At 66.8% G+C, this 23,923-nt stretch carries 19 protein-coding genes; 4 read left to right on the forward strand and 15 right to left on the reverse strand.

Features of this window, described 5'->3' with window-relative positions:
* The 4 genes from secD to queA all read right to left on the reverse strand — a co-directional run bounded on the left by secD (position 1) and on the right by queA (position 4,851).
* Positions 1–1,881 (reverse strand): protein translocase subunit SecD, encoded by a 1,881-nt coding sequence (gene secD / locus OSC30_RS13985; RefSeq protein WP_267172483.1) that lies wholly within the window; start codon positions 1,879–1,881, stop codon positions 1–3.
* Positions 1,882–1,956: 75 nt separating this feature from the next.
* Positions 1,957–2,289: a preprotein translocase subunit YajC gene (gene yajC, locus OSC30_RS13990; protein ID WP_267172484.1), complete on the reverse strand. Its 333-nt coding sequence runs from the start codon at positions 2,287–2,289 to the stop codon at positions 1,957–1,959.
* Positions 2,290–2,563: 274 nt separating this feature from the next.
* Positions 2,564–3,688 (reverse strand): tRNA guanosine(34) transglycosylase Tgt, encoded by a 1,125-nt coding sequence (gene tgt / locus OSC30_RS13995; protein WP_267172485.1) that lies wholly within the window; start codon positions 3,686–3,688, stop codon positions 2,564–2,566.
* A gap of 134 nt (positions 3,689–3,822) precedes the next feature.
* The gene (gene queA / locus OSC30_RS14000) at positions 3,823–4,851 is read right to left on the reverse strand and encodes a tRNA preQ1(34) S-adenosylmethionine ribosyltransferase-isomerase QueA (protein WP_267172486.1); all 1,029 of its coding nucleotides are present in this window, start codon (positions 4,849–4,851) and stop codon (positions 3,823–3,825) included.
* A gap of 206 nt (positions 4,852–5,057) precedes the next feature.
* On the opposite strand from queA, the gene OSC30_RS14005 reads away from it, so the two are divergent.
* Positions 5,058–7,046, forward strand: a complete 1,989-nt coding sequence (locus OSC30_RS14005; RefSeq protein WP_267172487.1) for an acetyl-CoA carboxylase biotin carboxylase subunit — start codon at positions 5,058–5,060, stop codon at positions 7,044–7,046.
* 187 nt (positions 7,047–7,233) lie between these two features.
* On the opposite strand, the gene infC is transcribed toward OSC30_RS14005, so the two are convergent.
* The 6 genes from infC to OSC30_RS14035 form a co-directional block, all read right to left on the reverse strand.
* A complete protein-coding gene (gene infC, locus OSC30_RS14010; RefSeq protein ID WP_425474757.1) occupies positions 7,234–7,761 on the reverse strand; it encodes a translation initiation factor IF-3 in 528 nt (175 codons plus the stop codon).
* Positions 7,762–7,807: 46 nt separating this feature from the next.
* Entirely contained in the window at positions 7,808–9,709 is a 1,902-nt protein-coding gene (gene thrS, locus OSC30_RS14015; RefSeq protein ID WP_267172488.1) for a threonine--tRNA ligase, read from the reverse strand.
* Positions 9,710–10,122: 413 nt separating this feature from the next.
* Positions 10,123–11,451: a carbohydrate porin gene (locus OSC30_RS14020; RefSeq protein ID WP_267172489.1), complete on the reverse strand. Its 1,329-nt coding sequence runs from the start codon at positions 11,449–11,451 to the stop codon at positions 10,123–10,125.
* 165 nt (positions 11,452–11,616) lie between these two features.
* Entirely contained in the window at positions 11,617–12,537 is a 921-nt protein-coding gene (locus OSC30_RS14025; protein WP_267172490.1) for a glycine betaine ABC transporter substrate-binding protein, read from the reverse strand.
* 26 nt (positions 12,538–12,563) lie between these two features.
* Positions 12,564–13,418 carry an ABC transporter permease gene (locus tag OSC30_RS14030; protein WP_267172491.1) on the reverse strand — a complete coding sequence of 285 codons (855 nt, stop codon included), beginning with the start codon at positions 13,416–13,418 and terminating at the stop codon, positions 12,564–12,566.
* Positions 13,415–14,641: a quaternary amine ABC transporter ATP-binding protein gene (locus OSC30_RS14035; protein WP_267172492.1), complete on the reverse strand. Its 1,227-nt coding sequence runs from the start codon at positions 14,639–14,641 to the stop codon at positions 13,415–13,417. The genes OSC30_RS14030 and OSC30_RS14035 overlap by 4 nt, the downstream gene beginning before the upstream one ends.
* 348 nt (positions 14,642–14,989) lie before the next feature.
* On the opposite strand from OSC30_RS14035, the gene OSC30_RS14040 reads away from it, so the two are divergent.
* The gene (locus OSC30_RS14040) at positions 14,990–15,997 is read left to right on the forward strand and encodes an NAD-dependent epimerase (RefSeq protein ID WP_267172493.1); all 1,008 of its coding nucleotides are present in this window, start codon (positions 14,990–14,992) and stop codon (positions 15,995–15,997) included.
* A 128-nt stretch (positions 15,998–16,125) separates the two neighbouring features.
* Here the strand turns inward: OSC30_RS14040 and OSC30_RS14045 are convergent, their stop codons facing one another.
* Positions 16,126–16,575 carry a CopD family protein gene (locus OSC30_RS14045; RefSeq protein ID WP_267172494.1) on the reverse strand — a complete coding sequence of 150 codons (450 nt, stop codon included), beginning with the start codon at positions 16,573–16,575 and terminating at the stop codon, positions 16,126–16,128.
* A 422-nt stretch (positions 16,576–16,997) separates the two neighbouring features.
* Here OSC30_RS14045 and OSC30_RS14050 point away from each other — a divergent pair, with 422 nt between their 5' ends.
* Positions 16,998–17,381, forward strand: coding sequence for a YajD family HNH nuclease (locus OSC30_RS14050; protein WP_267172495.1), 384 nt, complete (start codon positions 16,998–17,000; stop codon positions 17,379–17,381).
* A 403-nt stretch (positions 17,382–17,784) separates the two neighbouring features.
* Here OSC30_RS14050 and OSC30_RS14055 read toward each other — a convergent pair whose 3' ends face one another.
* Complete coding sequence (locus OSC30_RS14055) at positions 17,785–18,384, reverse strand: hypothetical protein (protein WP_267172496.1); 600 nt, start codon at positions 18,382–18,384, stop codon at positions 17,785–17,787.
* A 95-nt stretch (positions 18,385–18,479) separates the two neighbouring features.
* Positions 18,480–18,719 (reverse strand): hypothetical protein, encoded by a 240-nt coding sequence (locus OSC30_RS14060; protein WP_267172497.1) that lies wholly within the window; start codon positions 18,717–18,719, stop codon positions 18,480–18,482.
* Between the two features lie 177 nt (positions 18,720–18,896).
* On the opposite strand from OSC30_RS14060, the gene OSC30_RS14065 reads away from it, so the two are divergent.
* The gene (locus OSC30_RS14065) at positions 18,897–20,204 is read left to right on the forward strand and encodes an MFS transporter (protein ID WP_267172498.1); all 1,308 of its coding nucleotides are present in this window, start codon (positions 18,897–18,899) and stop codon (positions 20,202–20,204) included.
* A gap of 153 nt (positions 20,205–20,357) precedes the next feature.
* Here OSC30_RS14065 and OSC30_RS14070 read toward each other — a convergent pair whose 3' ends face one another.
* Both OSC30_RS14070 and OSC30_RS14075 read right to left on the reverse strand, forming a co-directional pair.
* Entirely contained in the window at positions 20,358–21,497 is a 1,140-nt protein-coding gene (locus OSC30_RS14070) for a M23 family metallopeptidase (RefSeq protein WP_267172499.1), read from the reverse strand.
* 270 nt (positions 21,498–21,767) lie between these two features.
* Entirely contained in the window at positions 21,768–23,738 is a 1,971-nt protein-coding gene (locus OSC30_RS14075; protein WP_267172500.1) for a M61 family metallopeptidase, read from the reverse strand.
* Positions 23,739–23,923 lie beyond the last annotated feature (185 nt).

The raw sequence follows: 23,923 nt of genomic DNA on the forward strand, positions 1-23,923 counted from the left end.
TTACACCGAAAGGGTCTTGAGCTTGCGATTGCCGTGGATCAACGCGGTGATCGCGTGGGTCACGGTGACCGAGGTGAACATCGAGGTCAGGATGCCGATCAGCAGCGTCACGCCGAAGCCCTTGATCGGACCCGAGCCCATCGTGGTCAGCGCCAGCGCGGCGATCAGGTGGGTGACGTTGGCATCGAGAATGGTCGCCCAGGCCTTTTCGTAGCCGGCGCGGATCGAGGCGTGCGGGCTGGAGCCGTTGCGCAGTTCCTCGCGCACGCGCTCGCAGATCAGCACGTTGGCATCGATCGCCATGCCCAGGGTCAGCACGATGCCGGCGATGCCCGGCATGGTCAGGGTCACGCCGATCATCGACATCACCGCGACCAGGATCACCAGGTTGAAGAACAGCGCGATGTCGGCCACCAGGCCGAACAGGTGGTAATAGATCGCCGCGGCCAGCAGCACCAGGCCCAGGCCCAGCAATACCGCGCGCAGGCCCTTCTCGATGTTGTCCTGGCCCATGCTCGGGCCGATCACGGACTGCGAGGCGATGTTCATCGGCGCGGCCAGCGAGCCCCCCTTGAGCAGCAGCGCCAGCTCGGAGGCTTCCTTCGGGCTGTTCAGGCCGGTGGTCTGGAACTGCTTGCCGAACACGCCCTGGATGGTCGCGTCACTGATGACCTCCTGGGTGGTGTGCGGAATGTGGACTTCCTTGCCGTCGACGATCTTGGTGTCGTAGACAGTCTCCACGTAGACCACCGCCATCGGCTTGCCGACGTTGGCGCTGGTGAAGTCGAGCATCTTCTTGGCGCCGGACGCGCTCAGGGTGACGTCCACCTTGGGCGTGCCGCTCTGCTGGTCGATGCCCGAAGCGGCGTCGGCCAGTTCGTCGCCGGTGACGATGATGCGCTTGCTGACCAGCACCGGCAGGTTGCTGCCGCGCTCGTAGTACAGATTGGCGTCCGGCGGAACGTTGCCGGTGCGCGCGGCCTCGACGGCGCGCGGGTCGCCGGGATAGCCGATGCCGGCGCGATATTCCAGCGTGGCGATGGCGCCGATCACCTTCTTGGCCTCGGCCGGGTTCTGCACGCCGGCCAGTTCGACCACGATCTGGTCTTCGCCCTGCTGCTGGATGACCGGCTCGGAGACGCCCAGCGCATTGATGCGGTTGCGCAGCGTGGCGGTGTTCTGGCGGATGGTGGCCAGCGCCAGCTCGCGCAGTTTCTCCGGCTTGACGGTCACGTTGAGCGGGAAGCGGTCGCCGGTGCTGCTGCGTTCCTGCACCAGCAGGTCCGGATAGTCGATGGCGATCGCGTCGGTCGCCGCGCTGCGGTCGGCAGCCGAGCGCAGCACCACGTTGATGCCCTGCCCGCGCTGGGAGCTGCGGGTCAGCGACTCGTAGCGGATGTTCTTCTCGCGCAGCAGGGCGCGGATGTCGTCGGCATAACGCTCTTCCTGCTTGTCGACGACGGCGTTCTGGTCGACCGCCATCAGGAAGTGCACGCCGCCCTGAAGGTCCAGGCCCAGCGGCATCGAATTGGCGTGGATGGCGCGCAGCCATCCCGGCACGGTCGAGGCCAGGTTGAGCGCCACGGTGTAATCGTCGCCCAGCGCGGCCTTGACGACGTCGGCCGCCTTGGCCTGCACGTCGGCGTTGGGGAAGTCGGCGACCAGGTGGTCACCGTCGATCTCCAGCCCGCTGTAGGCCACCTTCTGCGCGGTCAGCGCATCGGCCACCTTCTGCTTGACCGAGGCATCGAGCGGCGCGCCGTGGGTGGCGAGCACCTGCACCGACGGTACCGGCGGGAAGGCGTTGGGCAGCGCGTAGATGATGCCGAACAGCAATACCAACGCGACCAGCGCGTATTTCCAGCGTGGAAAGTCACTCATGCCTGGGAAGCCCGTTCTCGTTACTTCGAAGGCCGCGGCCCCCTCGGCCGCGGCGGATGGCCTGGGTCGGCCTGATCAGGAGGCCTTCAGCGAGCCCTTGGGCAGCACCTGGGAAATGGCGCCCTTCTGCAGCTTGACCTTCACGTTCGGCGCGATCTCGACGGTCAGGAAGCTCTCGCCCACCTCTTCCACGCGACCGGCCATGCCGCCGTTGGTCACCACCTCGTCGCCCTTGGCCAGCGCCGAGACCATGTTGCGGTGTTCCTTCTGGCGCTTCATCTGCGGGCGGATCATCAGGAAATAGAAGATGACGAACAGCGCGATCAGCGGCAGGAAGCTGAAAAGCGGGTTGCCCGGCGCGGCGGCGGGGGCGGCCTGGGCGATCACCAGGGACATCGGAAGGCTCATCGTTTCATCCTGCAAGTAGCGGCGTGGACAGGGATTTCTGCCCGCGCCCGAAAAAGGTCTTGGATTATGCCATGCGGCCCAAGGGCATGCACGGAGCGTTCACGCGTTCCTGCATGGCGGCGGGTGGCTGCGTTTGCAAGCTCCGCGCCTTGGTAAACGGCCGCGGCGGGAAGTTCCCTCGGTACTGTAGGAGCGCACTTGGGCGCGGCCGCCATCTCCGCCATACGCGAGCTCCCGGGTGTGGCCATCATGGCGGCCGCGCCCAAGCGCGCTCCTACGCCGCGGCCCCCCGCCGGCGGGCGTAGAACGCGGCGACGAAGTCCTCCAGCGCTCCGGCGGCGATCGCCTCGCGCAGCCCGGCCATCAAGCGCTGGTAATGGCGCAGGTTGTGGTGGGTAGCCAGCTGGCTGGCGAGAATCTCGTTGCATCGGTCGAGGTGCCGCAGGTAGGCGCGCGAGAAGCCGTTGGCGCAGGCGTAGCAGTCGCAGCCCTCCTCGATCACCCGCGTGTCGTCGGCGTACTTGGCATTGCGGATACGCAGGGTGCCTTCGGGCACGAACAGGAAACCGTTGCGCGCGTTGCGGGTGGGCATCACGCAGTCGAACATGTCGATACCGCGGCGCACCGCCTCGACGATGTCCTCCGGTCGACCCACGCCCATCAGGTACCGAGGCTTGTCCCGTGGCAGCATCGCCACGGTGAAATCCAGGGTGCGGTTGCGCTCGTCTTCGGGCTCGCCCACGGCCAGGCCGCCGACCGCGTAACCGTCGAAACCGATGCCCACCAGGCCCTCGGCCGAGCGACGGCGCAGCGGCTCGTACACGCCGCCCTGGACGATGCCGAACAGCGAATTGGGGTTCCCCAGCTCGTCGAACGCGCGCCGCGAGCGCTCGGCCCACCGCAACGACATCGCCATCGAGTCGGCCGCCTGCTGTTCGGTCGCCGGGTACGGCGTGCATTCGTCGAAGATCATGGCGATGTCCGAATCCAGCGTCTTCTGGATCTTCATCGACACTTCCGGCGACAGGAAAACCTTGGAGCCGTCCACCGGCGAGGCGAAGGTCACGCCCTCCTCGGCCAGCTTGCGCTTGTGCGCCAGCGAGAACACCTGGAAACCGCCCGAATCGGTGAGGATCGGTTTGTTCCAGCCGATGAAGCGGTGCAGCCCGCCGAACTTTTCCACGATCTCCAGCCCGGGCCGCAGGTAGAGGTGGAACGTGTTGCCCAGGATGATCTGTGCACCGATCTCGGTGATGTCGCGCGGCGTCATCGCCTTGACCGAGCCGTAAGTGCCCACGGGCATGAAGGCGGGGGTCTCGATGGTGCCGCGGGCGAAGGCCAGGCGGCCGCGGCGGGCGGTGCCGTCGCGGGCGAGGAGCTCGAAAGTCATGGAAGTCATCGCGGCATTATCGCATCGCCGCGCTTCTGCCCGCCGGTTCACGCGCGTCGTAGGGTGGGCTTCAGCCCACCGCCCCTGGCCATGCACGTGCCTGGTGGGCTGAAGCCCACCCTACGGATCCGGCGGATAGGAGATCAAGCGCGCGGCAGGATCAGCATGGCGTCGCCATAGGAGAAGAACCGGTACCGCTCGCGCACCGCATGCCGGTACGCCTCCAGCATGAACTCCCGTCCTGCCAGCGCCGACACCAGCATCAACAAGGTCGACTGCGGCAGGTGGAAATTGGTGATCAACCCATCGATGCTGGTGATGCGATAACCCGGGAAGATGAAGATCTGCGTCTCGCCCGCGAACGGGTGCAACTGGCCGTCCTTCGTCGCGCTCTCCAGCGCCCGCACCACCGTGGTGCCCACCGCGATCACCCGCCCGCCGGCCGCCCGCGTGCGGCGCACCTTCTCCACCAGCGCAGCGCCGACGTTCAGCCACTCCCGGTGCATGGTGTGCTGGTGGACATCTTCCACCCGCATCGGCTGGAACGTGCCGGCACCCACGTGCAGCGTGACATAGCCGGAATCCACCCCCAGCTCGCGCAGGCCTGCGAGCAGCGGCTCGTCGAAATGCAGCCCGGCGGTGGGCGCGGCCACGGCGCCGGGTTCGCGCGCGTAGACGGTCTGGTAGCGCTCCAGGTCGGACGCATCCGCGTGGCGTTCGATGTAGGGCGGCAGCGGCATTTCGCCGAGCTTCGAGAGCAGCCTTTCCAGCGGCTCCGGGGATTCGAAGCGCAGCTTGAAGAACGCGCCTTCGCGGCCCAGCACGGTAGCATGGCTGCCATCGCCCAGTTCGATCCGCCCGCCCTCCTTGGGCTTCTTGCTCACGCCCAGCTGCACCGTCGCCTCGTGCGCGCCGGTGACGCGCTCGATCAGGATCTCCACCGCGCCGCCGGAATCCTTGCGCCCGTACAGCCGCGCCGGCAGCACGCGGGTGTCGTTGAACACCAGCAGGTCGCCGGGACGAAGGAACGAGGGCAACTCGCGGAACCGGTGGTCTTCCAGCGTGCATGCGGCCGGGTCCAGCCACAGCAGGCGGCTGGCCGAGCGCTCCGGCAAGGGAGCCTGGGCGATCAGCTCGGGCGGCAGGTCGAAATCGAAATCGGACTTCTTCAAGGCGGGTCTCTGCTGGCTCTTGTAGGAGCGCCCTCGGGCGCGGCCGCCATGCCCCGGTCGCGCCCAAGGGCGCTCCTACAGGAAATGCCAGGCGGCGGCCGGCAATGATAGCCCTCCCCCGCGGCCCCGTGCTGCGCTGCGCATCGGCTACACACCGCATATCTGCTAGCTTTACGGGCTTTGCATCGACTCGGGACTCACCCTGCATGTTCGAGCGCGTACTGATTGCCAACCGCGGCGAGATCGCCTGCCGCGTCATCCGCACCTGCCGCCGGCTCGGCATCCACACCATCGCGGTGTACTCGGAGGCCGACAAGGACGCCCAGCACGTGCGGCTGGCCGACGAGGCCTGGCCGATCGGCGGGCCGCGCCCGGCCGACTCCTACCTGCGCGGCGAGGCCATCCTGGAGGTGGCGAGGCGGGCCGGCGCACAGGCGATCCATCCCGGTTACGGCTTCCTGTCGGAAAACACCGGCTTCGCCCGCGCCTGCGTCGAGGCCGGCATCGTATTCATCGGTCCGAAGCCGGAGAGCATCGACGCGATGGGCTCCAAGGCCGCCGCCAAGGCGCTGATGGAACACCATGCGGTGCCGCTGGTGCCGGGTTACCACGGCGACAACCAGGAGCCTGCGTTCCTCGCCGAGCAGGCGCGCAAGACCGGCTTCCCGCTGATGATCAAGGCGGCGTCCGGCGGCGGCGGCAAGGGCATGCGCATCGTGCGTGATGAAGGCGAATTCGCCGACGCGCTGGCCTCGGCGCAGCGCGAGTCGGCCAATGCCTTCGGTGACACGCGGGTGATCCTCGAGCGCTATGTCGAGCATCCGCGGCATATCGAGTTCCAGGTGTTCGGCGACACCCAGGGCAACGTGATCCACTTGAACGAGCGCGAATGCTCCTCGCAGCGGCGCTACCAGAAGGTGCTGGAAGAGACGCCCTCGCCGTTCCTCACGTCTGAGCGGCGGCGCGCCATGGGCGAGGCGGCGGTGGCCGCGGCGAAGGCGGTCGATTACGTGGGCGCGGGCACGGTCGAATTCATCGTCGGTACCGACGGCGAGTTCTTTTTCATGGAGATGAACACGCGCCTGCAGGTCGAGCATCCGGTCACCGAGGAAACGTTGGGCCTGGACCTGGTCGAATGGCAACTGCGCGTGGCCGCCGGGCAGCCGCTGCCGCTGATGCAGGAGCAGATCCATGCCCAAGGTCATGCCATCGAGGTACGCCTGTACGCGGAGGATCCGGAGCAGAACTTCCTGCCGAGCTCGGGAAAGCTGGTGCGGTTGCGGCTGCCGGCTCCATCGAAACACGTGCGGATCGACGGCGGCGTGGTCGAGGGCGACACGGTTTCGATCTTCTACGACCCGATGATCGCCAAGCTGATCGTGTGGGACATCAATCGCCCACAGGCGCTGGAGCGGCTGCGCGAGGCGCTGACCCAATGCGAGATCGTCGGGCCCAAATCCAACATCGCCTTCCTTGAGCGCCTGGCCCGCCACCCGGCAGTGGTGAAAGGCCGCATCGATACCGGCTACCTCGACCGGCACCTTGACGAGTTTCTCGAAGGCGACGCGCCGCCGGCCGGCCGCGTCCTGTTCGCCGCGGCCACCGCGGCATTACTGCAGGAAGAGCGCAGCGCGACCACCAATCCGGCCGATCCGCACTCGCCCTGGGCCAGTGCCGATGCCTGGCGCATTGGCCACGCCGGCAAGCGCGTGGTGGCACTGTCGCTGCGCGAGGAGCGCTACGAGGTCACCGCGCATGGCCACGGCGGCGACTACCGGCTGCAGCATGGCGAGGCGGCTTGCGAGGTCCACGGTGCACGCCTGGAACCCGATGCCCTGAGCGCCCGATTCGACGGCGAGGCACAGCGCCTGCCCGCACGGATCGACGACAGCCGCGTACTGCTGCACGACGCCGCCGGTCGCCGCTATCGCTTCGTGCGCACTCCCGCGTTCGCCTGGGCCTCGACAGAGAGCGCCGGCGGCAATCAGGTGGTCGCGCCGATGCCCGGCCGCATCGTGCTGGTCAAGGCCAAGCCTGGCGACAGCGTCGAGCAAGGCCAGGAGCTGCTGGTGATGGAGGCGATGAAGATGGAGCTGGCGCTCAAGGCACCGCGTGCCGGCACCATCGAGAGCGTCAACGCCATGCAAGGTGAGTTCGTCGAGGCGGACGCCGTGCTGGTGCGGTTCGAAAGCTGAGCGAAATCGGCTCCCTCTCCCTTCGGGGAGAGGCTGGAGTCAACCCCTCTTGCGGGGCATCGCCACCCACCGATACCTCCTACGAAAAAGGGGTCTGATGCGTCGGGCGGATCATGGCTGCGAGGACTTTCCCGCACATCCGCCAGGAAGCAAAGAAAAAAGGCGGCCTTTCGCGGCCGCCTTTCCTTTACTGCTTCTTCTTGGGTCCGATCATCATGACCATCTGGCGCCCTTCCAACCTGGGGAAGGATTCCACCTGGCCATTGTCGCCGATGTCCTCCTGGATCTTGCGAGCCAGGTTCTGGCCCAGGTCCTGGTGGGACATCTCGCGACCACGGAAACGGATCGTGACCTTGACCTTGTCGCCCTCTTCCAGGAAGCGAAGCATGTTGCGCAGCTTGATCTGGTAGTCGCCCACGTCCGTGACCGGACGGAACTTCACTTCCTTGATCTCGACCTGCTTCTGCTTCTTCTTGGCGGCGGACGCCTTCTTCTGGTTTTCGAACTTGTACTTGCCGTAATCCATGATCCGGCAGACCGGTGGGTCGCCGTTGGGCTGGATCTCGACCAGGTCCATGCCCGCTTCCTGCGCGAGCGCCAATGCCTCGTCGCGGGAAAGAATGCCGAGCTGTTCCGAGTCGACGCCAATCACGCGTACGCGCGGCACGCGGATGTCGAGGTTGCGGCGGTTGCCCTTGTTGTCGGTGGTAGCGATACCACTATCCTCCAGAAGAAGTTATCGAATTAGGCCACGCGGAACATCAACGCCGCGTTTCGGCCTCAAGTCGTTCGATGAAGGCGGACAGCGGCATGCTGCCCAGATCCTCACCCGAACGGGTACGCACGGAAACGGCCCCCGCTTCCTTCTCGCGATCACCGACCACGAGGAGATAAGGGACCTTCTGCAACGTATGCTCGCGGATTTTATAGCCGACCTTTTCGTTGCGCAAATCGGCCTCCACCCGGAAGCCTTTGTCGACAAGGGCTTGCGCCACTTCGGCGACATAACCGGCCTGGGCGTCGGTAATCGAGAACACCGCCGCCTGCACCGGCGCCAGCCAGGCCGGAAGATGGCCTGCGTGGTGCTCGATCAGGATGCCGATGAAACGCTCCATCGAACCCACAATGGCCCGGTGCAGCATGACAGGATGGCGCTTCTGCGAGCTTTCGTCCACATATTCGGCACCCAGGCGCTCGGGCATCATGAAATCGACCTGCATGGTGCCGACCTGCCAGGCGCGTCCGATCGAGTCCTTCATGTGGTATTCGATCTTCGGGCCGTAGAAGGCGCCCTCGCCGGGCAGTTCCTCCCATTTCACGCCCGCGGCAGCCAGGGCCTTGCGCAAGGCATCCTCGGCGCGGTCCCACACCTCGTCCGAACCGATCCGCTTGTCCGGGCGCAGCGCGATCTTCAGCGCGATGTCCTGGAAGCCGAAGTCGGTATAGACCTGCATCGCCTGCTGGTGGAACGCGGTCACTTCCGGCTCGATCTGCTCGGGCGTGCAGAAGATGTGGCCGTCGTCCTGGGTGAAGGCACGCACGCGCATGATGCCGTGCAGCGCGCCGGACGGCTCGTTGCGATGGCAGCCGCCGAACTCGCCGTAGCGGATCGGCAGCTCCCGGTAGCTGTGCAGGCCGGTGTTGAAGATCTGCACGTGACCGGGGCAGTTCATCGGCTTGAGCGCGTAGGTGTGCTTCTCCGACTCGGTGAAGAACATGTTCTCGGCGTAGTTGTCCCAGTGGCCCGACTTCTTCCACAGCGACACGTCCAGCACCTGCGGGCAGCGCACTTCCCGGTAGCCGCTCTTGCGGTACACGCCGCGCATATACTGCTCCACCTGCTGCCAGATCGCCCAGCCGTTGGGGTGCCAGAACACCATGCCGGGGCTTTCTTCCTGCTGGTGGAACAGGTCCAGCGCCTTGCCGATCTTGCGGTGGTCGCGCTTCTCGGCCTCCTCCAGCTGGTGCAGGTAGGCCTTGAGGTCCTTGTCGTTCAACCAGGCGGTGCCGTAGATGCGGGTCAGCATCGCGTTGTTGCTGTCGCCGCGCCAGTAGGCGCCGGCCACCTTCATCAGCTTGAACGCGCGCAGCTTGCCGGTGTTGGGCACGTGCGGGCCGCGGCACAAATCGGTGAACTCGCCCTGGGTATAGAGCGAGAGCTCCTCATTGGCCGGGATCGACTCGATGATCTCGGCCTTGTAGGTCTCGCCCAGGCCGCGGAAGAACGCCACCGCCTCGTCGCGCGACTTGACCGTGCGCGTGACGGGCTGGGCTTCCTTGACGATTTTCCCCATCTCGGCCTCGATCTTCACCAGGTCCTCGGGCGTGAACGGCCGTTCGTAGGCGAAGTCGTAATAGAAGCCGTTGTCGATCACCGGCCCGATGGTCACCTGCGCGCCCGGATACAGCCGCTGCACGGCCTGGGCCAGCAGGTGCGCGCTGGAGTGGCGCAGGATCTCCAGCGCCTCGGGGCTCTTCTCGGTGACGATCTCGAGGTTGGCGTCGTGGTCGATCGGGCAGCTGGCATCGACCAGCTTGCCGTCGACCTTGCCGGCGAGCGTCGCCTTGGCCAGGCCTGCGCCGATGGAGGCGGCCACGTCCTGCACGGTAACGGGATGATCGAACGGCTTCTTGCTGCCGTCGGGAAGGGTGATCTGGATCATGGATGGAAACCTGATGCGCCCGGCGCGGGCGAACAATGGAAGGGGAAAGCGGGCAACAAAAAAGGGCGCGCAGCGCCCTTCGACAAGCTCAGGCCTGGCACGCGGATCAGCTGGAGTATGGCGTAGTTTCCATGTCGCACACTCGGCCGGCAGGCAACTGCGGGCCACCTTCTCGTCGTTTTGCAGGGATTGGGAAAGCTAGCCCGGGCGGCCAGACCTGTCAACGACGAGGCCCGTTGCTTCCGCAGGGCCGCCGAACCGCTCCCGGCAGGCCACCGTGCGAAGAACCTGCAGGAGCCCACTTGTGGGCGATGGCCTTACGCCTGATTGCACCCGCCGAAAGCATCGCCCACAAGTGGGCTCCTGCAGTGGGCGTCGGAAGCTTTGGGTGTTTCCCGACAAGGGCGCAGCGATCAGAAGTAGTACCCGAAGTTGATGTTGAAGCGGTGCTCGACCTCGCCGTCGCCCACCATGCTGCCCCCGATGAATGGCTGGTTCCTCGCCGTGACGAAGTCGAAATAGGTGAACAGCCCGCCCGCAGCCACCGACATGCCGGTGATGTTCATCCAGGTGTGCGGCAGGCCGCCGGACTTGCGGTTCACCATCGAGTAGTCGTTGTAGAAGGTCAGCGCGGTGACCGGCCCCCACGACACCGGCCACGTGTAAGCGAGGTTGCCGGTCCAGCTGCGGGCACGCGCGGCGATCGAGTCATAAAAGTCATACGCACCCACGGCAATGCGATCGGCGCCGCCATTGATCTGGTAGGCGTAGCGGGCGGCCTGCAACTGCAGGTTCCAGCGGCCCAGGTTGGCGTTGGCGTGCAGCGCCTCGGCGTCGTAGTCGCCCGCCCGCGCAACACTGCCTTCCAGGCTGCCGCGCAACGCCGAGACACCCACCTCGATCGCCGCGTCGTCGGCTGGATGGAAGGTGTAGCCCACCCGCGCCACGGCGGTGTCGGCCACGCCGATCGGGTGCAGGGGATCATCGCCACCGCCCTCGCCCGGCTCGCGGTAACCCACCACGTTGTAGGTATAGCTGTCGGCGCGATTGCTCACGAAGCCGTCGACGCCGCCCATCGAATCGTTCTTGAAGAACCCCAGCTGCACGTTCCACGGATCGCCGCTGTGCACGTACAGCGCGCCCATCTGGTAGGCGTCCTCCAGGCCAAGGTAGTAATTGGAACTGAAGAAGTAGCTGTGCGAATCGAATGGCTGGTTGCCGAACGGCACGCGCGTGATGCCGAGCTGGCCTTCGTCCTGCTCGGTGAACTTGTAGCCGACCCAGGCATGGTGGATCGCGCCCATGTACTGGAACCAGCGGTACTGCGCCGACAATTCCACGTCGCCGATCGAGCCGTCGAGGTCGAGACGGAAGATGTCGAAATCCATGTCGCCGCGGCGCTTGCGGTTGCCTTCGCTGTAGCCCTCGCGGCTGTACTGGAAGCGCACGGCGCCGCCGAGCTTGATACCGTCCTCGTGGGCCTCGGCCGCGCTCTGGCGGCTCTCCTCTGCGGCCGCAACCGATTCGGTGGCGCTATCGACCGGCATCGCCGCGGCGGCGGCCTGCTGCTGGCGCATGGCATCGAGCTGGTGCTGCAGCGCGTCGATCTGTGCCTGCATGGCGGCCATCTGCGCCGAGGCGTCGGTGGCCGGCGCAACCTGCGCCTCGGCGGCATGAAGCGGTGCGGTGAGGCTTGCGGCCAGCCCCAGGGCGATGGCGCAGGCAAGGGGTTTGATCGTCATGGATCGGTTCCTTGAAGTGGGAAGTGTCATCCGGTGGAGGCAGTCGGCCATGGCTTTACGGAAAATGGCGGCTCGGCTTTTCCAGGCGCACGGCCGCCGCGCCGCCCTTGCGGGCGGCGGGAAGCCACATCGGGAATCAAGCCCGGCACACGGCCGGGCGAACGTTTACGGCGCGGCCGAAGTCCAGCTCGCCACCTGCTCCGCGTGGGCCTTCACCCATGCCTTGGCATTGGCCATCGCATCGGCGCCCTGCGCCTGGTCGGCAGCCATCACCTGCTGCATCGCCTCGGGCGTCCAGTGGAAGCCATCGAGGATCTGCCAGGCCTTCGGGCTGTCCTGCTTGAGCCCCTTGCGCACCAGCGTGTCGATGTTCTCGGCACCGCCGTAGACGCCCTTGGGATCGGACAGGTACTTGAGATCCCAGCGCGCCCACATCCAGTGCGGCGTCCAGCCGGTGACCACGATCCACTGCTGGTTGTCGATGGCGCTCTTGAGCGCCGCGGTCATGGTGGCGCCGCTGCCGTCGATCAGTTTCAGCGGGAGCTGGTACTCGTCGATCGCCTTGTGGGTGATGCCCATCTCGCCGGCGCCCGGATCGATGCCGACAATGCGGTCCTGGAACTTGCCGGCGTTGGCTGCGAGCTGGTCGATCGAATCGATGGTGACGTAGTCGGGCACGACCAGGCCGATCTTGGTGCCGCTCATGTTGGGACCCAGGTCATCGAGCTTGTCCCGGGTGCGCTCGAAGTAATTTTTATGGGTGCTGGGCAGCCAGGCGCAGACGGTGGCGTCGGCATCGCCCTGCGCCAGCGCCTGGTACATCGCCGCGCCGCTGACCGAAAGCGCATCGACCTTGAAGCCCTGCTGCTCGAGCACCGACTGCACCACGTGGGTGGCGGCCGTGCAGCTGGCCCATTCGACGTAGACCAGCTTGATGGTCTTGTCCGCCGGGCTGGTCGATGCACCCGCGTCGGAAGCGGTGTCCTGCCCGGCCGGCGAACAGGCACCCAGCACGGTGGCGGCGAGCACGCCGACGATCGCCGCGCGCAGGCGGTTGCCCTGCTGTCGATTGAAAAAGGTTCCCATGGCATTCTCCTTTGGCTGTGCCGCGATCACTTCGCGGCCTTGGCGGACGGGTTGCGCCCGATACGTTGGGTGACACGGTCCAGGATCATCGCCAGGATCACGATGGCGATGCCGGCCTCGAAGCCCTTGCCCGGCTCCAGCCTTTGGATCGCCCGCCAGACTTCGCCGCCCAGGCCGCCGGCACCGATCATCGCGGCGATCACCACCATCGACAGCGACAGCATGATGGTCTGGTTGACGCCGGCCATGATGGTCGGCACCGCCATCGGCAACTGCACCTTGAACAGCTTCTGCCGGCGGGTGGAGCCGAACGCGTCGGCCGCCTCGACCAGGTCTTCGGGCACCTGGCGGATGCCCAGCGCGGTCAGGCGGATGGTCGGCGGCGTGGCGAAGATCACCGTGGCGACGCTGGCCGACACCGCGCCCAGGCCGAAGAACGGAATCGCCGGGATCAGGTAGACAAACGCCGGCATGGTCTGCATGAAATCCAGCAGCGGCATGACGACGCGCGAGGTGCGCGTGCTCAACGCCGCGGCGATACCCAGCGGCAGGCCGATCGCCACCGCGATCAGGGTCGAGATCAGCACCAGGGTGAAGGTTTCCACCGTGGCCGACCACAGCCGCAGGTCCCACAGCAAGAGCAGCCCGAGCAGGCTGAACAGGGCCACGCGCCAACCGGCGGCGCGCCAGGCGACCAGTGCGACGGCGGCGATCAGCAGCCACGGCGGCAGCCACAACAGGCCATTCACCAGGCCATCGATCAGGATCGAGATGAAATGGCTGAACGCCTTGGTGATGAACGCGCCATGCGCGGTCAGCCAGTCCAGCGCTACGTCGATGCCGTGCGCCAGCGGGAGTTTGGGGACAGTCATCAGGCTCATGCGCGCGCCTCCGGGGTCGGGGCCAGCATCTGGGCGGCCGGCGCCGAGCGGCTCTGCGCCAGCGCGTTGATCACGCGTGGCCGGGTGACCACCCCGAGCAGCTTGCGTTCGGCGTCGACTACCGGCAGCCGGTACGGCCAGGCGGCCATCTGGTTGATGATCTCGGCCAGCGGCGTGTCCGGGTCGAGCGTGGGCGCGTCGTGCTGGACCCGCGCGGCAATGCTCTGCTGGCCCTCGCGCATGGCCTGGTCCAGCGCATCCAGGGTGATCATGCCGACCAGCGTGTGATCACGCTCGACCACCAGCATGCTGGTGTCGTTGCCCTCGGTCATCTTGTGCAGCACGGTGCGTGGGCCGTCCTGCGGGAAGGCCACCTCGCGCGCGCGGCCCATCACCGAGCGCGCGGTGAGCACGCGCGACATGTCCACGTTCTCCACGAAGCGCTCGACGTAGGCGTCGGCGGGATGGTTGAGGATCTCCTCCGGCGTGCCGATCTGCACCACGCGGCCGTCCTTCATCAGCACGATGCGGTCGCCGATCTGCAGCGCCTCGTCCAGGTCGTGGGTGATGAACACGATGGTCTTTTTCATGCGCCGTTGCAGCGAGGCGAGCTCCTGCTGCATGTCGCGGCGGATCAGCGGATCGAGCGCACTGAACGCCTCGTCCATCAGCAGAATGTCGGACTTGACCGCCAGCGCCCGGGCCAGGCCCACACGCTGCTGCATGCCGCCGCTCAACTGGCCGGGCTTGGCGTTTTCCCAACCCTTCAGGCCGACCAGCTCAAGCGCCTCGATGGCCCGTGCACGGCGCTCGGCCGGCTCCACGCCCTGCACTTCCAGCCCGTAGGCGGCGTTGTCCGCCACGCTGCGATGCGGAAACAGCGCGAAGTGCTGGAACACCATGCTGATCTTGCGCCGACGCAGGTTCAGCAGCTGCTCGCGATCGGAGCGGGTGATGTCCTCGCCGTCGATGAAGATGCTGCCGCGGGTGGACGTATTGAGGCGGTTGAGGCAACGCAGCAGGGTCGACTTGCCGCTGCCGCTCAAACCCATGATGACGAGCAGCTCGCCCTCTTCTACGCTGAAGGAAACGTCGGCAATGCCCACGGCGTGGCCGGTCTTGCGGATGTCCGCGTTGCTCGCGCCGCCGTCGAGCATGCGCAAGGCCTGCTCGGGATGCGGTCCGAAGACCTTGGTGAGCCTGTCTACCTTTATTTTTTTCATGGGCCTCTGCCTGGATTTTTCTTGGCCACACTCGGTGCAAGGACCGCGCGGCTGCGCTTCGACGAAGCGACATGGGGCAATCGCTGGGGCAAGAAGACGCCAGGGCGAGGGCACGAAGACATGCCAGCCCAGGTTTGCGGAGAAGGAATCCCGCCATTGTAGCGGATCGCCGCAGCTAGCTCAAATAAGCACGGCGCGCAATAGATGCGTGATCAAGAAATGATGGGTGTTTTGTTACCAGTCAGCTAAACACGATGCCCACGCACCAGCGTCCGCACGGCCGCCTGACGCCGGCAATGCAACCTGCCCCGCTAGAATCACCATTCCTGTACCGAACGGAATCCCGATATGCGCATCCTCGTCACCGGCACGGCCGGTTTCATCGGCGCGGCCCTTGCCAGGCGGCTGCTCGAACGCGGCGACGAGGTCTACGGCATCGACAACCACAACGACTACTACGACCCGTCGTTGAAAGAAGCGCGCCTGGCGCAGTTCGCCGGGCATCCGGCCTACACCCACCTTCGCGCGGACCTGGCCGATGCCGATGCGGTCGACCGCGCCTTCGCCGACTTCCAGCCGCAACGCGTGGTGAACCTGGCCGCGCAGGCCGGCGTGCGCTACTCGCTGAAGAACCCGCGCGCCTACGTGCGAAGCAACCTGGACGGCTTCCTCAACATCCTCGAGGGCTGCCGCCACGCCAAGGTCGAGCACCTGGTCTACGCCTCGTCCAGCTCGGTCTACGGCGCCAACCGCAAGATGCCGTTCGCGGTGGAAGACGCGGTCGACCATCCGGTCAGCCTGTATGCGGCCAGCAAGAAGGCCAACGAGTTGATGGCACACAGCTACAGCCATCTCTACGACCTGCCCACCACCGGCCTGCGCTTCTTCACCGTGTACGGCCCCTGGGGCCGGCCGGACATGTCGCCGATGCTGTTCGCCGACCGCATCAGCCGCGGCGAGCCGATCGACGTGTTCAACTTCGGCAATCACAGCCGCGACTTCACCTACATCGACGACATCGTCGAAGGCGTCATCCGCACGCTCGACCATCCGGCCCGGCCCGATCCGGCCTACGACGCCGAACGACCGAGCCCCGGCACCTCCGGCGCACCCTACCGGGTCTACAACATCGGCAACGACCAGCCGGTGCAGCTACTGCGCTTCATCGAACTGCTCGAGCAGAACCTCGGCCGCACGGTGGAAAAGAACCTGCTGCCCATGCAGCCCGGCGACGTGCCCGACACCTGGGCCGACGTCTCCGCCCTGCGCCGCGACGTCGGCTACGCGCCGGATACGTCGATCGAGGAAGGCGTGGCCCGCTTCGTGAAGTGGTATCGCGAATACCACCAGGACTGACTTCCGCCAGGAATGGCTTGACCCGATGGCCTTTTGTAGGAGCGCACCCTGTGCGCGGCCGCGACGTAGGCCCAGCTGTACGGTCGCGCACAGGGTGCGCTCCTACACGGCGGACGTCTAACCTTCAATCAGAACGGCTTGGCCAGCACCAGGAAGATCACCCCCAGCAGCAAAAGCACCGGCAGCTCGTTGAGCCACCGCAACGCCCCGGCCGACGGCAACGCCCCGCCCTTTTCGCTCCGCTTGAGCATCCGCCCCACCACGATGAAGTACGCCAGCAATACCGCCACCAGCCCCAGCTTCAGATCGATCCAGTGCATGCCCGCCGCCACGTTCGGCAACGTCGAGGGAAACACCCGCCACCCCTGCCACAACACCAGGCCGAACAGAAAGGCCATGCCGAACATGTTGTGCCCGAACTTGTACAACCGCCGCCCCATCAACAGCAGCCGCGCCCGCACCGCAGGTTCACCGCCCGCCTCGGCCACATTCACCAGGATGCGCGGCAGGTAGAACACCGTCGCCATCCAGGCGATGACGAACAGCAGGTGGAAGGATTTGATCCAGAGGTAGGTCATGGTTGCGGCGCCTGGTAACGAAACCGTGCCATTGTGGCGCACTACCTGCTGCTCCGGGGCCTGTCCGGTCGCCGGCCACCACAGGACACGCACGCATCATCCGATGATCGTACCCGCGACCTGCGTTTCCGGTTCGGTGGCGGCCGGGGCCGAACGGCCGTGTCAGGCCCCCTGGCCGACGGCGCGGGCCGAAGAGCTTGCACGTGAGAAAAAGCGGTGCATCGCGCGCGGCGCGCTGCAGCCAACCGCAGCGCTCCGCAAAGTGCTGGCGGTCAAAAATGGCTCCCCTTAGGTGGCGTGAAGCAACGTCATTCTGACGAATGGGCGCACCGGCCAAGCCGTGATGGCGGCCATCTGACGATAGGAGATCACACAAAGGTCTGTAGCATTATCCCTAACACCCTTCTGATCGGCTCCCCTCGATGAATCCGCACAAGCCCGATGCCGCCAAACTCGATCGCATCGTCGCCGAGGCCCGCCGCGCTGCCGAACAACGCGAACTGGGCTATCGCGAGCGCGCGCTGAAAATGTACCCGTGGGTGTGCGGCCGCTGCGCACGCGAATTCACCCGCACCAATCTGCGCGAGCTGACCGTGCACCACCGCAACCACAACCACGACGACAACCCGCCCGATGGCAGCAACTGGGAACTGTTGTGCGTGTATTGCCACGACAACGAGCATTCGCGCCACATCGACCACGTGCGTGGCGCCGGCTACGAAGCCACTGACGCGGCACCCGCCACCGGCAACCCGTTCGCCGACCTCAAGGCGATGCTGGAAGGCAATGGGAAACGCGGGACCTGACCCTCGGCATGCTCGCAAGGGGAGGGTTGGCGCGAGCGCCAGTGCGGCGATGCAACGCCTGTTCGACAAGATCTGCCGCGTCGCGCCGCTGGACGTGACCGAAGGCCACCCTCCCTTGTAGGAGCCCACTCGTGGGCGATGCTCTTCGCGGGTCCGCCAAAGAGCATCGCCCACAAGTGGGCTCTTACAGGGATATCTGGAGCAAGGCCGGGCGGCTCTCCAACCCCGACGTGGATGCTGTTTGGCTCCGACTGCCCCCACCCAGCCTCCCCTGCAAGCCGGGGAAAGGCTTGTCCACAGCCGTACTGGCGAGCCTGCGGCTGCGTGAGGCGGGACGGTAGCTACGGACGCGAGTAATGCCGCACTTGTGGGCGATATTCCGACCTATCGTCCGAGGCCCTGCTCAGAGCGGCTGGCTATACGGTCGTCCCGCGCGGCAATCGTCGATGTCGCCCGCCTCCAGGCTCGCGTAGGGACGCAGCGCCTGGACGCTGTCGACCATGGTCACCTGGGTGTCGAGCATCGTCTGCAACAGCGCGCAGAACTCCGGCGAGTGCGGGATCGCGTTGGCATCGGCCTCCACGGCATCGCCCGCGTGGTCCGCGCCATGCATGACCAAGCCGAACAGCACGCGCGGTATCGCGAACTTCACCAGCCTGGATGCGTCGCGCAGGGAATGATCCACGACATCGAGCGCCGCGTGGCGGTACGCCAGCGTGGCGGCCTTCTGGCTGCGGTCGATCGGCAGTGTTTCATCGCCGATGGTCACGCTGCCGTCGGTTGCGATGGAGGCCGGGGGCAGGCCCTGGCTCGCCCGCAATTCCAGCGGCGCCTGGTGCGCCTGTATGCGGTCGGCCTCGATCTCGTGCCGTGCGGACGTCGCGCAACCGCCGACCAGGGCGGCGAGCAGGAGAATGCCGATGCCCGGCAGGCTTCGGCGGGCAGCGCCGATTGCGGTGCTACCTGACCGAACGGACGGATGGATGGCCGAACCTGACTTCATGGGGGTGCCGTTTCGTACTGACGAAACATCACCCTAGGCGAGCACGCCGGCACCATCAATATGACTGTCGACAGGGGAACGCGCCCCGTGCGGCACTAGCCGCAGTGGCCGCAGCAGGTGCTTCCGCCGCTGATGTGGACGTCCTTCTCCAGCGGCCTGACCACGCAGCCGAGCCCCTGCAGCACGTCCATGACCTGTACGACGGTGGCGCTTGCGAGTACCTCCAGGCGACCGCGCCCGGCGTCAAGGGCAACCTCTACGCTCGGGTCGAGCCGGCGCAGCGCGGCGGCAAGGTCCGCGGCGACATGTCCGCGGGTGGAAAGTTCGAATTGCATGCGTCGCTCCTGGGGACGGGATGCCGGCATCGGCCGGCGCGGCATGATGCGCAATGCCCGCTCCCCTGCCCTTGATCCGGATCAATTGCGGCAGTGGTTGCCGCACGTCGGGCGCGCGGCCGATGCAACCGGGCGGAGCGGCTACCATCGGAACACCGCAGCTCCGGCATTCCCCGCATGCGCCCGATCGAAAAGCAGGCTACCTCCGGCGTCTCGCGCGGCTCCATGGTGATCGCCGCGCTGTCGACGGTGGTGGAGTGGTACGACTTCACGCTCTACCTGTACTTCACCACGGTGCTTTCGCGGGTGTTCTTCGGCGGTGGCGAGAACTCGCTGCTGGCCACGCTCGCGGGCTTTGCCATCGCCTACGGCATGCGGCCGCTGGGCGCGATGGTGTTCGGCCACGTCGGCGACCGCATCGGGCGGCGTCGCACGCTGCTGCTGTCGATGATGCTGATGACGATGGCGATGCTGGCCACGGCGTTGCTGCCCGATTACGCCACGATCGGGCCGGCGGCGGGTGTCCTGTTGATGCTGCTGCGCTGCTTGATGGCATTTTCGGTCGGCGGCGAATACACCGGCGTGGTGGCTTACCTGCTGGAAGGCGCACGTGCCGAGCGGCGCGGCCTGATTACTTCGCTGGCATCGGCCGCCAGCGAGATCGGCGCGTTGCTGGCCGTGGCCTTGTCGGCGTTGACGGTGGCGGTCATGGATGCCGCCGATCTGGACGCCTGGGGTTGGCGCATCCCTTTTTTCGCGGGGGCGGCGCTGGCCGGTGGCGTGTGGATCGCACGCTCGGCCATGGAGGAATCGCCGGATTTCCTGCGCCAGGTGGCGCAGCGCACGGTGCCCGACTCGCCACTGCGCCACACCCTCGCGCATCACCGGCCGGCACTGTTGCGCACCTTCGCCATCTCGGCGCTCGGTTCGATCACCTACTACGTCGGCATCACCTACGTGCCGACCTTCCTGAGTTCGTCGGGCGGACTCGCCGAGGGCCATTCGCTGGGGCTGTCGACGCTCGCCGCGGTGGCGGTGATCCTGGTCACGCCGCTGGCCGGCGCGTTGTCGGACCGGGTCGGACGCAAGCCGGTGCTGGTGTGGCTGGCGGTCGCGTCGGTGCTGCTGCCGCTGGCGATGTTCGGCCTGATGACGGACGGCGCCGAGGCGACCATCGCAGGTGCGGCGATCGTGCTGGCCTGCCTCGCCGGCGGGGTGAGTGCCGTCGGTGCACCGGCGACGGCCGAGCAGTTCCCCGGCGAAGGCCGGCTCAGCGGCCTGGCGCTGGGTGTGACGGTCGCCACGGCGATCTTCGGCGGCCTGACACCCTTCCTCGCCGAGTTGCTGATCCGTTCGACCGGTTGGAACGCCCTGCCTGGCGCCATGATCGCCGCGGTTGCCCTCGTGGTGCTGCCGGTCTTCCTGTCGATGCCGGAAACCCGTCCCGCGCGCCAGGCCGCGAACGAGGCAGGTGCGACTTCCTGAAAGCAACCTCGAGTCACCACATTTGTCGGCTCGAAAGACCGGTTGCTCCCTGTAGGAGCCCACTTGTGGGCGATGCTCTCCGCCGGATTCGACAGGAGCATCGCCCACAAGCGGGCTCCTACAACGGCGGCGGATGGGCGAGGTTCCCTGGAATCAATCCGGGAAGCGGACGACCGCGTTCTCCACCGGCCATTCGTCGCGGCGCCGCGACGATTCCTTCGCCGGCCTCGGCGCCCAGCGGGCCTTGCCGAGCTTACCTAGGTCGCCATAGCTGCCCAGCAGGTCGAACGCCTCGAGGACGAAGGGCCGGCCTTCCGAGGCGACCGTGGACGGTCCGTCGGCCACGTGGAAGTGCAGGTGCGGGCCGGTGGATGCGCCGGTAAAACCCAGTTCGCCCAACACGTCGCCCCGATCCAGCCGTTGTCCAGGCCGGACCGCCACGCTGCCGGGGCGCAGATGTTCGTAGAAGGCGTAGCGGCCGTCGTCCAGGTGGATCGTCACGTAGTTGCCGGCGTCCTCGTCCAGCGTGTGCTTCGGGTTGTCGGACACGCGGGGCGATTCGGCCATGGTGTCGCGCACGGCCACCACGGTGGCCGCGGCTACCGCCAGCACCTCGGCGCCGTAGCCGAGTGCGTTGCCGGGCACGTCCGGATCGCCCTGTGCGGTACGGCCGGCTGCGTCGACACGCACCCAGTCGACGGCGAAGCGCCCCGGGATGCGCGCCTTGCCGTCGACCGCATTGAACACGCGCCGGTGGCCATGCGGCCATGCGGCGGCATGGATGGCGACCCACGGGCCGCCACGCAGCGGCGGACCCAGCGGGGCGCCCACGTCGTACGACACGATGGCAGCACCGCCCCGCACGGTGGCGGTCGCCGCCGCCGGCAGCGCGGCATAAGTCACAACGTGCCGGATCGTCCGCGGATGGTGCCCGTGCGTGGGCCATTGGAGGTAGACCACGCCGTGGCGGCCCGGCGCGACGACCGCGCCCTGCCCCGGCCCGGCCGGCCCGATCAAGGCGAACCGCTGCTCGAGCGCTGCGCCCGCAATGCTGGCCAGTACGTGTCCGTTCGCCGCATCCACCACATCGACGCGGGAAAGGCGCAGCGGCGCTTCGGCGAAGCTGGTCAGGTGCAGCTCCTCGAACACCGCTTCGCCGGCATCGGTACGGGTTGCGTGCGGCGCGTCGGCCACGCGCAGGTCGAACGATGACCGGAGCGGTTCGGCGCGGACCGGCGCGACGCACGCAACAGCGAGGAAACCGGCGACCCACAGGCTTGTCATGGATGGCATGGCGTGTTCCTGAGCGAGGGCGTGCCACCGTGCAACAAGGCGCGCCCATGGCACGAGCGGTGCGGGACGAGGCGTACGCATCGCGGGGCCAGCGGCGCCATAGAAGTGACGACATGACGCCCACTCTCGAACGGATCGCCGGCCTCTTGGTCGGGTTCTTCACGGTGAGCCGGACCAGAGTCTTGAACGCCACGACGCCGCTCCGACGCATCACGCAAGGTTTTTGTAGGAGCCCACAAGTGGGCTCCTGCAGGGAACTCGGCGGAGCTCCTATTTGCGCGCGGCGATGATCTCGCTCAGGTAGTCCGGCGTGCCCTGCACCCGCACCAGGTGCGGGTACTGCAGGCCGCCGTGGTAATCCACCGGCACGGTCCGGTAGCTGCCTTGGAACTTCAGCAGCAGCTGGATCGGCGCCTTGCCGTTCTTCGCCGCCGTGATCGCCTGCTCCAGCGCATCGTCCGAATAGTCCTTGCCGTTCACCGCCACGAGCGTGGCGCCGGTGCTGACGCCCGCCTTGAACGCCGGCCCGTTCCAGCGCACGTCGTTGATCCGGCCGCCGTTACCCAGGGTCAGGCCGATCGACCAGGCGAAGTTGTAGAGGTGCCGCGGCGATTGCGGGCGGCTGTCGTACTGCTTTTCGTAGGCGCTCGGCTGATCGGTATAGACCAGTTTCCAGCCGGTGCCTGCCACGCCGTCCAGCAGCGGCGGATCGAGCGCATCGACGCGCGCGCGCAGAAAGCCCGTCCAGTCGTACTTGGCCACGTCGTTCAGCGCCGCCGCCACGTCGCCGAAGGTGTAAGTCCGGGTGACGAAACTGCCGTTGTCGACGCCGAAGAAGGAGCGCGCGAAATCGTCGAGCGACTTGTCATCGTGCGTCAGCGCGCGCAGCTTGGCATCGACCGCCAGCCACAGCATCTGCCCGCCGCTGTAGTACTCCTCGCTCATCTGCCAGCTGCGGTACGGCAGGCTCGCGCGATGGGCCGCCGTGGCGTCGTTGGTGGTGTCCTCCAGCGTGCGCCACTGCAAGCCCTGGCGGTTGCGCTCGTAGTTGGCCGCGACCATCGCCAGTGCATCGCGAAACTGCTGGGGCGTCCACAGGCCGGCACGCGCGGTCAGCACGTAGCCCCAGTACTGGGTCTGCCCCTCGTACACCCACAGCAGCGAGTCGCCCATCGGCACATTGAAATTGGGCGTCCACAAATCCGCCGGGCGGCGGAACTTGCCGTTCCAGGAGTGGGTGTATTCGTGCGCCAGCAGGTCGCGGCCAGGCGCGGCGTCCTTCCAGGCGGTGAAGTAATCGGCGCCCACGCCGTTTTCGCTGGACTGGTGGTGTTCCAGCCCGTTACCGCCCAGGTGGTCCGACAGCGAAAACAGGAAGTCGTAGTGGTCATAGTGATGCGAGCCGAACAGCTTCACCGCCTGCGCCACCAGCGACCGGTGCGCCTGCACCTGCTCCGGCGTCATCTGCAGATATTCCGGCGCGTCGGCGACGACGTCCAGGTAGACCGGCGCACCGCCCGCGGGCGTGAGATCGACGCGCTTGAAATAGCGCCCCGCATAGATCGGCGAATCGACCAGCGTGTTGAATGGCATCGGCTTGAACGTGGTGGTGTCGCCCGAACGCGAGGCGTGGCCCTGGCCGGCGCGTTCCAGCGCGCTGCCGAACTGCCAGCCATGCGGCAGCGTCACGCTGGGCGCAAAGGTAATGCCGCGCGAGAAATGGCCGGCCGGATACAGCGCCATCTTGTTCCATTCCAGGTCGAGCATGCGGTCGGTCATCTCGAAGCCGCCGCTGCGGTCGGACAGGTACTGGAAGTCGGCCTCGATGCTGGACACACCGGCAGGCACGTCCAGGTGGAAGGCGTAGACGTCGTATTCGTCGCGGGTCCACTTCAGCGGCTTGCCATCGGCGCTGATCTTCAAGCCGGCGAGCATGGCCACCGGACCACTCGGCGAGTGGTCGCCCGGAATCCATTGCGGATACAGCAGGGTCAACGCGCCGGCCTTCACCGGCAGCGTTTCGTGGACGCGGAAAATGCCCTGCCTCGTGTCGCTCGCGTCGACGTGGATCGCCACCGTGCCCGGATAGGGCGTGTCCTGCGGCGGCGGTACACGGTCGCCTGCCGTGGCCGGTTGCGCACCGACCACGCCGGCCGCCAGCGCCAGCGACACGGCCAGCACAAGACGCGACACGCGGCGGCGCACAACCGTCGACCTGACAACACGAGGGGCATGAGACATGAGGAGCTCCGCAGACAGGTGAACAGCCTGGGAACTTAACAGCAAACGGCCCGCGCCTCCCCCCTTACCGGACCTTGTCGCTCCCGCCGTCACTGCCCGCGCGCAAGGGCTTGCGCCAAAGCGCCGAGACCCCTGCTGTCGCCGCAAGAACTTTCGTCGAGCGGGCCGAACGGTGTTATGCACGG

It is taken from the genome of Frateuria hangzhouensis (assembly GCF_026410505.1).
GTDB lineage: Bacteria > Pseudomonadota > Gammaproteobacteria > Xanthomonadales > Rhodanobacteraceae > Frateuria_A > Frateuria_A hangzhouensis.